This window comes from Mesorhizobium sp. M0296, assembly GCF_040321675.1.
Taxonomy (GTDB): domain Bacteria; phylum Pseudomonadota; class Alphaproteobacteria; order Rhizobiales; family Rhizobiaceae; genus Mesorhizobium.
Map to the genome: position 1 here is coordinate 1 of NZ_JAMYRZ010000025.1, position 12,560 is coordinate 12,560.

The following is a 12,560-nucleotide window of genomic DNA, read 5'->3' on the forward strand; positions in this document are numbered from 1 at the left end:
CCGCCTCCCCCGGCGCGGGGCGGGGGGGGGGGGGGGGCCGCTCCCACCCGCCCGCCGCGGGGGCGGGGGGGCCGCGGCCCCTTGCCCCGCGAGGCCCCGGGCCGCCGGTCTGGGTCCATGGCGACGTCGCCTCGGGCAATCTGCTCGTCGAAGATGGCAAGCTCTACGCGGTCGTCGATTTCGGTAATTCGGCTATCGGCGATCCTGCCTGTGATCTGGTGATCGCGTGGACAGAATTTTACGGCGAGAGCCGTCAGACGTTCCGCGACGCCATTGCCCTTGACGAGCACAGCTGGGCCCGCGCACGGGGCTGGGCGTTGTGGAAGGCGCTGATCGTCGCTTCGGGACATGACGGCAACCAGCGCGAGGCGGAAAAATCGTGGCGGGTCATCAATGAGGTGCTGGCGGATCACACAAACAGTCGGAGCGGGAAGGCTAATTCAGTCTGAAGGCGTCCCGCTCTAATAACGAAAGCATTACTGCCCGCCCATCTCCTTCCTGAACGTATCGAAATCGACCTGCATGCCGTTGAAGATGGTGCTCCAATGGCGGGTCAGCGCTGAAACGGCGACCGCCTCCTGGATCTCCTCGTCGGTGGCGCCGGCGCGCTTGGCGTCCTGCGTGTCCGACCAGATACAGTAGTTGCACGGGATTTGCGCTGCGACCGCCAGCGAGATCAGCGACTTGACCTTCGGCGGCAGCGCCGTCTTGTCGCTGAGCTGGATGGCCTTGACCTCGGCCCATGCACCGGGCAGACCGGCTTTCGGGAACTGCTTTACGAAACCGGGCACCCCGCCCATGGTCGACTGGATGTCCTTGACGGTTGCGTCATACTCATCGGCATAAGAAGGAGCTGCAGCCAGCGTCAGCACACAGGTGGCGGCGAGCAGGCAGGCACGGCGCAGACATGACGTTCTCCTCTGGCGTTTGTTGGCCTTACGGTGTAAGGTAACGTCGAAAATGAACCTTACAGTGTAAGTTGTCAAGCGACACCATGGACACATCGATCAAAAAAAAGCGACCGCGCGGCCGGCTGTCTCGCGAGATGATCGAGGATGCGGCTTTGAAGGTGATCGAGAGCGAGGGCCTCGCCGGGTTTTCGATGCGCAAGCTGGCGGCAGAACTCGGCTGCGAAGCCATGAGCATCTATCACCACTTTCCTTCGGTGGCGCATCTCTTCGAAGCCTTGGTGGATCGGCTGATCGGCTCCCTCGAAATGCCCGACGCGGATCTCCCTTGGCGACAAAGGTTACGCATTGCCGTGCAGGATTTCCGCCGCGTCGCGCGTGAGCACCCGGCCTTTGCCACGTTCCTTGTAACCTACCGGATGAATTCGCCGACCTGTCTCACTTGGCTGAACGGCATCCTTGGCCTGTTCGAGGCCGGCGGCTTCGGACCGGAACTGGGTGCGCGGCTGTTCCGCACCACCGGCTATTATCTGATGGGTGCCATCCTCGACGAGACTGCCGGCTATGCAACGGGGCCTTCGGCCGTGACCATCGTCAGCGACGAGCAACTGGCGCAGGATTTTCCAAAAGTAGCTGCGGCCGGGCGTTATTTCGGCACCGCCGAATTCGACCGGACGTTTGATCTCGGCCTTGACATGCTCCTGGACGAAATGGAGCGCGCCCGCGACGGCGCCAACGCGCCGAATACCGGGTCTTGACCTCATGCGCTCTCTGTTCGCCCTGATCCTGCTCATCGGTACCGGCATCGGCGTCGTCTACCCCTGGGCGATGACCAACTTCTCCGGCCATGAGATCGGCACCTGGCGGGTGTATGACCAGGGCCGGTTCAAGCCGGTCACGGTACCCCTGAGCGCGCGCGACGGGCCGGTGCGCGTGCTGGTCGATCTTACGGCAAGAGCCGAGCGCATCGTCTCGCAGCAGCGCACTGTGTTGACCCTCACTGCCGCCACCGGCGGCAGGACGGTGCTCGCCTCGACGCTGCAGTTCAATCACTCCGACAATCCGCGCCAGGTCAGCCCGCAACTGCCGGACAGGATCTTTCGCGACGAGGCCGGCCTGATCCCGACCGTTATCCCCGGCCCTTACATCTTCACCGTCGGTCGGGGCGACGCCGAAGGCATCCCGATGCGGGCCGTCGATCTCGTCCTGCGCTCGGGTGCCGGCGAGGTCGACCGCCGGGCGCGCCCGGTCGGTTTTTCCCTGATGGCGGCCGGCCTGGTCGGGCTGGTGCTGGCATTCCGTTTCGGCGGCCGCCGGCCGGAAAATCCAAACTCGCAGCCGCCACCGCCGCGCTGGGGCAGGGGCTCCAATTGAACTATCGCCACGCCTACCACGCCGGGAACTTCGCCGACGTCGTCAAGCATGTCGTGCTCAGCCGGCTGATCGAATATCTGAAGCAGAAGGACAAGGCGTTTCGGGTCATCGACACCCATGCCGGCATCGGCCGCTACGATCTGTCCTCGACCGAAGCGCAAAAGACCGGCGAATGGCAAGGCGGCATCGGCCGGCTCGTCGATGCGGCCCTCGATGCGCCGGCGGCGGCACTGCTGGCGCCGTATCTTGAAGCCGTACGTTCGCTCAATCCGGACGGCGGCGTGAAAAAATATCCGGGTTCGCCGTTGATCGCCCGGCACCTGATGCGCAAGCAGGACCGGCTGTCGGCGGTCGAACTGCACCCTAAGGATGCCGCCAGGCTGAAGGCGCTGTTCGACGGCGACTTCCAGACCCGGGTGATCGAGCTCGACGGCTGGCTGGCCCTCGGCGCGCATCTGCCGCCAAAGGAAAAGCGCGGCCTCGTGCTCATCGATCCGCCTTTCGAGGAAGAGGGCGAGTTCGGTCGCTTGGTCGAAGGGCTGCAAAGAGCCCATCGGCGCTGGCCAGGAGGGATTTACGCGCTGTGGTATCCGCTCAAGGACCGCAGGGCGGTCGCCGCCTTCCGCAAGGCGCTGAAGCAGACGGGCATTTCGAAGCTGCTCGACATCGGTTTTGAGATCAGGCCGGCCGCCGTCGAGCCGAGCCTCGACGGCTGCGGCATGGTGGTGGTCAATCCGCCCTTCACGCTGGAAGGCGAGTTACGGACGCTGCTGCCGGCGCTGCACCGGCTGCTTGCTGTCGAGCAGCCATCGCATTGGATGCTGGACTGGCTGGCGGGAGAGTAGTTTGAGGTGCGGCCTTGCCGTTCCATCAGCGAAACCGCGTCACTACAACCGCCATCGCTACAACCGCTTGACCGCGCGTCAGCGAATCCGCACAGTGCGCGCAGTCGACCTTGAGAGGCTGCCATGACTCGCTTCGCCCAATCCGCCCTTGCCGCACTGCTCGCCGTTTGCACGCCGCTGGCCGCGCCTCTTGGCGTCACCCAGGCAGTCCAGGCGGCCGACCTTGCAATCTATACCGACGAGGATAGCGGCGTCTGCGGCGAGGCCTGGGTGCTGAACAAGATCACCGACCGCTTCTCCTATCAGGTGCATCACGTGCCGCATCTGCCGGATGTGCAGATCGTCGACTTCCAGCGCATCCACCAGCATCGCTATCTGCCGGCCGACGACACCTGGCCGATCGGCCGCCGTTATTGCGGCGCCACCGTCAGCCTCTCCGACGGCGGCGCTCGCACCATCTGGTACCTGATCGAGGAAGGCCAGGGTTTTGCCTCGATCGGCGACAATGTCGAATTCTGCGTCTCGGGCTTCGACCGCTGGATGGTCTACAACGGCCGCTGCCGCGTCCTGCGCTGATCGCGCACTCGCTGATTCCGACTTTTTAGCACCGGCCACCTGATCGACCGTCACCGTTTCCATGCGGCGCAGCATTCGCGGGAAGCGCGATCTGCTGTCACGAGTTTGCGGGGAACAGCACCACATGGATTCGCTTGTTTATACTGTTGCTCTCGGCGCGGTCGTTGCAGGCTTCGTCCAGGGGCTTTCCGGGTTCGCTTTCAGCCTGGTTGCCATGTCGATTTGGGTTTGGACCGTGGAGCCCCAGCTTGCTGCTACCATGGCGGTCTTTGGGGCGCTCACCGGCCAGATCATCGCCGCCGTCACCGTCCGCCGGGGCTTCGACTTCAAGCTTCTGCTGCCATTCCTGATCGGCGGGATCATCGGGATTCCGGTCGGTGTCGCCATCCTGCCCTTGCTGGATGTGCAGTTGTTCAAGCTGGTCTTCGGAGCGCTGCTGGTCGTTTGGTGTCCCTTGATGCTCTTTGCCCGTCGCCTCCCTCCTATCACGGTCGGAGGTCCTGTTGCAGACGGCGCAATAGGTCTGATCGGCGGCATCATGGGTGGACTTGGCGGCTTCACCGGCCCGGTTCCAACGCTGTGGTGCGTGCTGCGCCAATGGGAAAAGGACAGGCAGCGCATTGTCATCCAGAATTTTAACCTTGTGACCCTCTCCATGACGATGGCCGCCTATCTTGCGGCCGGAAAGATCAGGCTCGAAATGCTGCCGATGTTCGCCGTCGTCGCGCCGGCGATGTTGATACCGACACTCCTTGGCGCGAGACTCTACATCGGCGTTAGCGAGGCGACTTTTCGAAAGATCGTCCTCACACTCTTGGCCGCATCAGGTGCGGCATTGTTGGCATCGTCCTTGCCGCACCTCATAAGCCGGGTTTGAACGACACACAGAAATCCCGACTTCCGCCGTGCCATGCGCTATCGACCGATGCGGCCTGCTCCCGATAGGTAGGCGCAGATCAGTTCGACGAGTTGCTTTTGCAGCTCCGGCGCGGCGAGCTTGTTCCGGCGTGCCGCGTTGTGGATCACACCTTCGATCGCTGACGATAGCACGCGCGCCACGGTCTCCATGTCGGCGCCTTTCCTTGGCTTGCGGTAAGTGGCGACAGCAGTCGCATAGTGATTGAGGTATTGTGCCTGGAACGAAGCATGGGCGGCCCTGGAGCTGCGATCGCCCGGCGCCTCGTCGAGCAGCACCTGATGTAGTGTCGGGTGAATGCTGTGCGCGGCGATCATGCCGCGCACCAGCTCCTGCGCGAATTTCCTGAGCGGCTTTTGGTCTTCCGCCGAATCGCGAATGACCGACAGCACATGATCGAAGTGACGGCGCCGGACGGCAGCGAGCAGGGAAAGCTTGTCGGGAAAATACTGGTAGAGCGTGCCGATGCTTACACCTGCTGTCTCGGCAACCTTGTTGGTGGTGAAGCCGGCCCACCCCAGCCCGCTCAGAACATGAGCCGCCGCCTCGATGATCGCCTCGACGGTTGCCCTGGAACGCGCCTGGCGCGGCTGTTTGCGCATGCGCGGATGCGGTTTTGCAATGCGAGTAGACACGTTCGCCCATTCTCCTGAAAATATAAACAACATACTCGCATTTCCGGAAAAGGACACCGACCATGAATGCGCTCGCTCTGCTTCGCAGCCTGTTTGCCTATCAGGCCTGGGCCAATGACGAACTGCTGGAAAAGCTGGCGAGTCTCGACCCGCATGTTCACGGCAAGGAACGGCAGGCCGTGATACGGCTCGTCGATCACAGCCATGTGGTGTCGCGGATATTCTCGGCGCACCTGGTTGACGCAAGCCATGGCTACTCCGCCGACACCACCGAGGACACGCCGGCGTTCGACGAACTTCGCGCCGCGGTCGCAGCGACCGATCGCTGGTATCTCGATTATCTCGAACCGTGTCGTCGCGGCAGCTGTCCGAGCCCGTCGCATTCGTGTTCACCGACGGGGATAAGGCATTGATGTCGCCACAGGAAATGCTGACCCACGTCGTACTGCACGGCGACTATCATCGCGGTGAAGCCGGGCGCATCCTGGCGCAGATTTCGGTCATGCCGCCATGGGATACCTTCGCCGTCCATCTCCACAGGGCCGAGCCTTCGCGCCGGCTGCAGATGAGCCGTGAGCCGCTCGGCGCCTGAACGGCCGAGCGCATTCGATCACGCGGTCGGCTCGACCGGATCTATCGAGCGATATCCTGTCCTTCAAAAATGCGAGCTATCCGCTTACTTTCATCGCGTCGTGCAAGATAGTGCAGCGGCGAGCTCGTCGCGTTGCTTCCTACTTACCTGTAGTTTATCGTTTCGGACAAGACGAGGCGGGCGACCGCCTTCGCTCTTGACAATGTTCGCGCCGAGCGTCGGACGTTGAAGCGCAAAGCTGGTCGAAAAGGTCCTGAGCTTGACGAGAAGATCGGTCGAGATAGAGCGACCAGAATTTCTGTCGCAGAACTTCGCTGCGGGACACAAAGATTCGCAGCCGATTTTTGCGCAGGTAAAATGGTCGCGCGCTCGCCGTAACCAAAACTTAAGCTGCAAAAATCATTCTAATGCTTCGCTGGCTAGCAAGCCGCGAGTCAGATATGCAATGCGCGCCGGGTCAATAACGGCCGTCGGCACAACGGAAGGGGCATGATATGGCTAAGCAGTCATCCAAAGCGCCGGCATCCAAGGCACCGGCAAAGTCACCGGCAAAGAAAGCACCAGCAAAAGCAGCCGCGGCAAAGGCCGCAACTGCTGTGAAGAAAGCAGCACCCGCTGCCAAAGCGAAAGCCGCCGCGCCTAAGGCAAAAGCAGCGCCGGCCAAAAAGCCGGCCGCCAAGGCCGCGGCAAAACCGGCCGTGAAGAAAGCAGCACCTGCCAAGGCAAAAGCAGCACCGGCCAAGGCCAAGGCTGCACCGGCTAAGAAGGCGGCACCGGCCAAGAAGCCGGCTGCAAAGGCCGCGGCGAAGCCCGCTGCGAAGAAGGCAGCACCGGCAAAGGCCGCCGCTGCGAAATCTTCTGCAGCAGTGAAGAAAGCAGCGCCCGCGGCCAAGCCGAAGGCAGCGCCCGCAAAGGCGAAGGCCAAGAAGTAGTCGCGGTCCTGCTGTCGCAGGGGACAGTACTCAAGACAGCCAGGGCGGGATGCCGGACAGGCGCCTCGCTTCTTGGTTGACAGTCGGGCAGGACCAGAAAGAGGCGGGAGGAAGACGTCTTTTCGCAGCTCCCAGGACTTCGCCATGCGGCGAAGTCCGGTGGGATTTTCGTGGCTGCCAAAACCAACCTTCGGTGCAAGGCCGAGTTGGTAGCTAATCGGATTTGGATTGTCCGACCCGCTCGCGTCTGCCGCACTGCGGCTTATCACATCGCGATTGACGTCGAGACAATGGTTATACGCTGGCGGCGCGGTTTTCCGCCTCTGGCCGTTGATGAACCCTGCATGATCGGTCAACAGTGCCCACGCACGAGCTCCCTGTCGGAATCGATTTTCGGTGAGGGTCATGCGCGAAGTCACAATGCTACCGCGTCCTTTTGCGCGTCCAACGGGGCATATGGAGCTGTAGCCGGCAAACAGGAATCGACAATGCCCAGACTGCTCTACGCGTCTACTTCCCCCTACAGTTCCAAGGTGCGCATGGCAGCACTTTATGCCGGCATTGCGGTCGACCTCGTGCCGATAAAGACCGAGGAAAGGCCGGCCGAACTGATCGGCGCCAATCCGCTCGGCAAGATCCCGGTGCTGGTGCTCGATGACGGCCGCTCGGTCCACGACAGCCGCGCCATCACCCAGCATCTCAACCGGATGTCGAAGAACGCATTGTTTCCGCGCAATCCCGACAAGCGCCTTGAGGCGGAGGTGCTGGAGGCATTGGCCGACGGCATCTGCGACTGCGCGCTGTCGATGGTCTACGAGCGGCGCACACGGCCGGAAGAGATGGTCTACCAGCCTTGGCTCGAGCGCCAGTGGACGAAGATTTCGGACGCGCTCGATCTGCTCAACGCGAACCCGCCGAAGCTGCCGAAGAAAATCACCCTCGGCCAGATCGCATTGCGCGCCTGCCTCGGCTATCTCTCGCTGCGCTTCGCTGGAAAATGGGAAAAGGGCCGCGGCCGGCTGACGCGCTGGGCGGCACGCTTCGACGAGAAATTCCCGGAGCTGAAGCCCGCCATCCCGGCTTGAGGGCGGGCGGCCTCAACCGGTGCCACAAAAAAAGCCGGGCGCGAGGCCCGGCTTTTTCGTGTCGTGGCTTGGACGACTTAGAACTTCATACCGACGCCGAAGGTGACGCGATTGTCGGTCGACTTGACCTTGCCGATACCGTCGAAGTCCTTCCTGCCGAAGTCCGTGTAACGATACTCGACGCGGCCGAACACATTGTCGGTGATCTTGATGTCGGTACCCACGCCGGCTGTCCAGCCAAACTGCGTGTTGGTGTCGCTTACGCCGGCAGCTTCAATCTTCTGGTTCTTCAGCGCGCCACCGGCGGTGCCGTAGAGCAGGATGTCCGGGGTGACAGCGTAGCCGAGGCGGGCACGCAGCGAGCCCTCGAAGCCACCCTTGGCCTCGATGCCGGCATCGTCGCCCTTGACGCCGTTGTAGCCGATATCGGCTTCGGCACCGTAGACGAAGTTCTCCTGCTGCCAGTTATAGCCGCCGAAGACGCCGCCGACAAAACCCTTGGTGTCGACGTCGACGCCAATGTCTTTGGCTTTGGCGTGGCCAGCGAAGCCGTAGCCGACGCTCACACCGGCATAGGGACCGGCCCAGGATGCGACCGGAAGTTCTGCGATCGGGGCAGGTGCCGGCGGCTCTTCCTGAACCACGTCCGCGGCATAGGCGGTTCCGCCGAGGGCGAACAGCCCAAACGCCACCGCGAGCGGTCGCGCAAATTTAAGATTGGCTTGCATTGTTCTTTACTCCTTAAGCCACAGGACACAGGCTTGTTTTTTCATGAGCGCCCTCAACCCGTCCGGGGGGTGAAACGGATCCGGCGTTCAACGGTTCCAAATGTCGTGTCGAAATGCGGCTGAAGCGAACCTGAACTTGGGTCATTACCTGGCACGAATGAGGCAGAACCTTGACGTTGCATCTTCGCAACAGCGAATGTCAGCAGGTTCGCCGTGCTGCACTGCACACGGCTTGGTGTAAGGGCTCCAGCGCCCTATATTGCGGGCGGGCTGGCCCGAATTCCGGTCGAGCCAAAACGCCCACCGGCCACTTTGCCACAATCTTGCCCCAGGTGGAAATGGGATTTAACGCTTGGCGGGCCATAATTTGCCGGGGCGATCCCGGCAGGTCGGAATCGGCATCGGATTAAGGATTGACAGATGAGCAAGGTCGCCGCGACGGCACTGGTGACGGGCGGGGCGAAGCGGATCGGCAGGGCGATCGTCGAGGATCTTGCCGCGCATGGTTTTGCCGTCGCCATTCACTGCAATCGCTCGCTGGCCGAGGCGGAGGCACTGGCGGCCCAGATCAACAGTGGTCATTTTGGTCGACATGGCCGGGCCGCAGTGGTTGCTGCCGACCTGACCGAGATGGACGCCGTCGGCGACCTAGTCGGTCGCGCGGCGGTGGCGCTCGGGCCGGTGTCGCTGCTGGTCAACAACGCCTCGCTGTTCGAGCACGACAGCATTGAGGATTTCGACTGGCCGGCCTGGGATCGCCATTTCGCCATGCATGTCAAGGCGCCGGCGCTGTTGGCACAGACTTTCGCCCGGGCCTTGCCGCAGAACAGTGAGGGGCTGATCGTCAACATGATCGATCAGCGCGTCTGGCGGCCGACGCCGCGTTATTTCTCCTATGCGCTGTCGAAGTCGACCTTGTGGGCGGCGACCGAGATGATGGCGCAGGCGCTGGGTCCCCGCATCCGTGTCAACGCCATTGGTCCTGGCCCGACCTTGAAGAACACGCGTCAGCACGACAGCGATTTCGATGCCCAGATTGCCGGGCTGATCCTGAAACGCGGCCCGGAATTGCCGGAATTCGGTGCCACTATCCGTTATCTCTGGGCGGCACGCTCGGTCACCGGCCAGATGATCGCGCTTGACGGCGGCCAGCATCTTGCATGGCAGACGCCCGATGTGACAGGCATGACGGAATGAGCCCCATGGACCAGAAACAAAAAACGCGCGGTGGCGCCGACGACCTGCCGCCCGAAATCGACCTTGAGGACGAGGCGGCCGAGGAGGTCGTCGAGCCTGCAGCCAGCGGTCCGGACGTTACCTTCACCGCCATCGACTGGACCCCGCATGCCGGCGACGCCGACGGCATGGTCGGCGCCGAGGTGATCCAGACGCTGGTAAAGCGGCTGCCCAATGCGCCCGGCGTCTACCGCATGATGAATGCCGCCGGCGACGTGCTCTACGTCGGCAAGGCACGCAGCCTGAAGAAGCGGGTCACCAGCTACGCGCAAGGCCGGTTCCACACCAGCCGCATCGGCCGCATGGTGCGCGAGACGTCGACCATGGAGTTCGTCGTCACCCGTACCGAGATCGAAGCGCTGCTGCTTGAAGCCAACCTCATCAAGCGCTTGCGGCCACGCTTCAACGTGCTGATGCGCGACGACAAGTCGTTCCCCTATATCCTGTTGACCGGCGACCATGTCTCGCCCGGTATTTACAAGCACCGCGGCGCGCGCTCGCGCAAGGGCGACTATTTCGGCCCCTTCGCCTCGGCCGGCGCAGTTGGCCGTACCATCAACTCGCTGCAGCGCGCCTTCCTGCTCAGGAGCTGCACCGACTCCTTCTACGAGAACCGCACCCGGCCTTGCCTTTTGTTCCAGATCAAGCGCTGCGCCGGCCCGTGCACCGGCGAAATCTCGCACGGCGACTATGCAAGGCTTGTCGCCGAGGCGAAGGATTTTCTCTCCGGCCGCAGCCAGAAGGTGAAGACGGAGATCTCCGCCGCCATGCAGCAGGCTTCGGAGAACCTCGATTTCGAACGCGCCGCCATCTATCGCGATCGGCTGGCGGCGCTGTCGCATGTGCAGAGCCATCAAGGCATCAATCCGCAGACCGTCGACGAGGCCGATGTCTTCGCCATCCATCAGGAGGGCGGTCAGGTCTGCATCCAGGTGTTCTTCTTCCGCACCGGCCAGAACTGGGGCAACCGCGCCTATTTTCCCAAGGCCGATCCGGCGCTCGAAGCCGGCGAGGTGCTGGGATCGTTCCTGGCGCAGTTCTACGACGACAAGCCGACGCCGCGCACCATCCTGTTGTCGCATGGCGTCGAGGACCAGGAATTGCTGGCGGAGGCCCTCTCCACCCGCGCCGGCCGCAAGGTGTCGATCTCCGTGCCGCAGCGCCGCGAGAAGAAGGACCTGACCGACAACGCGCTGCAGAACGCGCGCGAGGCGCTCGGCCGGCGGCTCGCCGAAACCTCGACCCAGGCGCGGCTGCTCACTGGCTTTGCCGAGACCTTCGGCCTGGAAAAACCGCCGGTGCGCATCGAGGTCTATGACAACTCGCACATCATGGGCACCAACGCCGTCGGCGCCATGGTCGTCGCTGGGCCGGAAGGTTTTGTGAAGAACCAGTATCGAAAGTTCAACATCCGCTCGACCGAGATCACGCCGGGCGACGATTTCGGCATGATGCGCGAGGTGATGCAGCGGCGCTTTTCGCGGCTGTTGAAGGAACATGGTGACGCCCCGCAAACCGAGGGCGCGGACGAGGCGAGCCCTACCGAACCGGGCGACGATATCGAGGACGCGGGCGGCTTCCCCGCCTGGCCCGACGTCATCCTCATCGACGGCGGCCAGGGCCAGATGACGGCGGTGCGCAAGATTCTCGCCGATCTCGGCATCGAGGACCGCGTCGTGGCCATCGGCATCGCCAAGGGTCAGGACCGCGATGCCGGCCGCGAACGCTTCTTCGTCAAGGGCAAGGCCCCATTCTCGCTGCCCGTTCGCGATCCGGTGCTCTATTTCGTCCAGCGGCTGCGCGACGAAGTCCATCGCTTCGCCATCGGTTCGCACCGCGCCCGCCGCAAGAAGGAGATGGTCAAGAGCCCGCTCGACGAGATCAGCGGCATCGGCCCCGGCCGCAAGCGCGCGCTGCTGATGCATTTCGGTACGGCCAAGGCGGTCAGCCGTGCCGCCGTCGAGGACCTGGTCAAGGTCGACGGCATTTCGGAGCAGGTGGCGAAATTGGTCTACAATCATTTTCACGAGAGCTAAGACCTATTGCCGATATTTCGGCTGGCTAATCGATTCTGGCCTGTTGACCCCCCACATTCGCTTCTGATTTGACTAAGCAGGCAGAAAGAGTTCCCAAAACATGTCCCAGCGCGCGTTCAACCTGCCCAACATGCTCACTTACGCCCGCATCCTGGCGGTGCCGCTGGTGGTGCTGTGCTTCTTCCTGGAAGGGCATCTGAAATCGAGCGACTTCGCCCGCTGGTCGGCGCTCATCATTTTCCTGCTCGCCTCGATCACCGATTACTTCGACGGCTATCTGGCGCGCGCCTGGCAGCAGACCTCCAACATCGGCAAGATGCTCGACCCGATCGCCGACAAGCTGCTGGTCGCCACTTGCCTGCTGCTGCTTGCCGCCGACACCGACCGCCATGCCGGCATCGCCGGCTGGTCGCTATGGGCGGCGATCATCATCCTGTGCCGCGAGATCCTGGTCTCGGGCCTGCGCGAATATCTGGCGGCCTTGAAGGTCTCGGTGCCGGTGACGCAGCTCGCCAAATGGAAGACCACCATCCAGATGATCGCCATCGCCTTCCTGCTTGCAGGTCCCGCCGGCGACAAGATCTTCCCGCTGACCACCCAGACCGGGCTGGTGCTGCTGTGGATCGCAGCCCTGGTGACGCTCTACACCGGCTACGACTATTTCCGCGCCGGCCTCAAGCACATCATGGATGAATAA

Annotated in this window: 16 protein-coding genes; 12 read left to right on the top strand and 4 right to left on the bottom strand. The window is 62.9% G+C overall.

Going from position 1 to position 12,560, the window contains the following annotated elements:
- Positions 1-449: phosphotransferase (locus tag NKI97_RS22410; protein WP_352836655.1), on the top strand; the 449-nt coding region annotated here is incomplete at its 5' end.
- Positions 450-476: 27 nt separating this feature from the next.
- On the opposite strand, the gene NKI97_RS22415 is transcribed toward NKI97_RS22410, so the two are convergent.
- Entirely contained in the window at positions 477-905 is a 429-nt protein-coding gene (locus NKI97_RS22415; RefSeq protein ID WP_502907117.1) for a carboxymuconolactone decarboxylase family protein, read from the bottom strand.
- A gap of 89 nt (positions 906-994) precedes the next feature.
- On the opposite strand from NKI97_RS22415, the gene NKI97_RS22420 reads away from it, so the two are divergent.
- From NKI97_RS22420 to NKI97_RS22440, 5 genes are all read left to right on the top strand, one after another.
- Positions 995-1,666, top strand: a complete 672-nt coding sequence (locus NKI97_RS22420; RefSeq protein ID WP_352836661.1) for a TetR/AcrR family transcriptional regulator — start codon at positions 995-997, stop codon at positions 1,664-1,666.
- 4 nt (positions 1,667-1,670) lie between these two features.
- Positions 1,671-2,282 carry a hypothetical protein gene (locus NKI97_RS22425; protein WP_352452944.1) on the top strand — a complete coding sequence of 204 codons (612 nt, stop codon included), beginning with the start codon at positions 1,671-1,673 and terminating at the stop codon, positions 2,280-2,282.
- The gene (locus NKI97_RS22430; RefSeq protein ID WP_352452945.1) at positions 2,279-3,127 is read left to right on the top strand and encodes a 23S rRNA (adenine(2030)-N(6))-methyltransferase RlmJ; all 849 of its coding nucleotides are present in this window, start codon (positions 2,279-2,281) and stop codon (positions 3,125-3,127) included. Before NKI97_RS22425 ends, NKI97_RS22430 begins: the two co-directional genes overlap by 4 nt.
- A gap of 123 nt (positions 3,128-3,250) precedes the next feature.
- Complete coding sequence (locus NKI97_RS22435; RefSeq protein WP_352452946.1) at positions 3,251-3,703, top strand: hypothetical protein; 453 nt, start codon at positions 3,251-3,253, stop codon at positions 3,701-3,703.
- A 124-nt stretch (positions 3,704-3,827) separates the two neighbouring features.
- Positions 3,828-4,580, top strand: coding sequence for a sulfite exporter TauE/SafE family protein (locus NKI97_RS22440; RefSeq protein ID WP_352452985.1), 753 nt, complete (start codon positions 3,828-3,830; stop codon positions 4,578-4,580).
- 38 nt (positions 4,581-4,618) lie between these two features.
- Here the strand turns inward: NKI97_RS22440 and NKI97_RS22445 are convergent, their stop codons facing one another.
- A complete protein-coding gene (locus tag NKI97_RS22445) occupies positions 4,619-5,254 on the bottom strand; it encodes a TetR/AcrR family transcriptional regulator (protein WP_502904528.1) in 636 nt (211 codons plus the stop codon).
- A gap of 62 nt (positions 5,255-5,316) precedes the next feature.
- On the opposite strand from NKI97_RS22445, the gene NKI97_RS22450 reads away from it, so the two are divergent.
- Both NKI97_RS22450 and NKI97_RS22455 read left to right on the top strand, forming a co-directional pair.
- Entirely contained in the window at positions 5,317-5,667 is a 351-nt protein-coding gene (locus tag NKI97_RS22450) for a hypothetical protein (RefSeq protein ID WP_352452947.1), read from the top strand.
- Positions 5,667-5,846, top strand: coding sequence for a DinB family protein (locus NKI97_RS22455; RefSeq protein ID WP_352836666.1), 180 nt, complete (start codon positions 5,667-5,669; stop codon positions 5,844-5,846). Before NKI97_RS22450 ends, NKI97_RS22455 begins: the two co-directional genes overlap by 1 nt.
- Positions 5,847-6,303: 457 nt before the next feature.
- Here NKI97_RS22455 and NKI97_RS22460 read toward each other — a convergent pair whose 3' ends face one another.
- Entirely contained in the window at positions 6,304-7,185 is an 882-nt protein-coding gene (locus NKI97_RS22460; RefSeq protein WP_352452949.1) for a hypothetical protein, read from the bottom strand.
- An 81-nt stretch (positions 7,186-7,266) separates the two neighbouring features.
- On the opposite strand from NKI97_RS22460, the gene NKI97_RS22465 reads away from it, so the two are divergent.
- Complete coding sequence (locus NKI97_RS22465; RefSeq protein WP_352452950.1) at positions 7,267-7,863, top strand: glutathione S-transferase family protein; 597 nt, start codon at positions 7,267-7,269, stop codon at positions 7,861-7,863.
- 77 nt (positions 7,864-7,940) lie between these two features.
- On the opposite strand, the gene NKI97_RS22470 is transcribed toward NKI97_RS22465, so the two are convergent.
- Positions 7,941-8,591 carry an outer membrane protein gene (locus NKI97_RS22470; RefSeq protein ID WP_292662341.1) on the bottom strand — a complete coding sequence of 217 codons (651 nt, stop codon included), beginning with the start codon at positions 8,589-8,591 and terminating at the stop codon, positions 7,941-7,943.
- 420 nt (positions 8,592-9,011) lie between these two features.
- On the opposite strand from NKI97_RS22470, the gene NKI97_RS22475 reads away from it, so the two are divergent.
- The 3 genes from NKI97_RS22475 (at position 9,012) to pgsA (ending at position 12,560) form a co-directional block, all read left to right on the top strand.
- A complete protein-coding gene (locus NKI97_RS22475; RefSeq protein WP_352452951.1) occupies positions 9,012-9,788 on the top strand; it encodes an SDR family oxidoreductase in 777 nt (258 codons plus the stop codon).
- Positions 9,785-11,863, top strand: a complete 2,079-nt coding sequence (gene uvrC, locus NKI97_RS22480; protein ID WP_352452952.1) for an excinuclease ABC subunit UvrC — start codon at positions 9,785-9,787, stop codon at positions 11,861-11,863. Before NKI97_RS22475 ends, uvrC begins: the two co-directional genes overlap by 4 nt.
- Positions 11,864-11,963: 100 nt before the next feature.
- Positions 11,964-12,560 carry a CDP-diacylglycerol--glycerol-3-phosphate 3-phosphatidyltransferase gene (gene pgsA, locus NKI97_RS22485; RefSeq protein WP_023719790.1) on the top strand — a complete coding sequence of 199 codons (597 nt, stop codon included), beginning with the start codon at positions 11,964-11,966 and terminating at the stop codon, positions 12,558-12,560.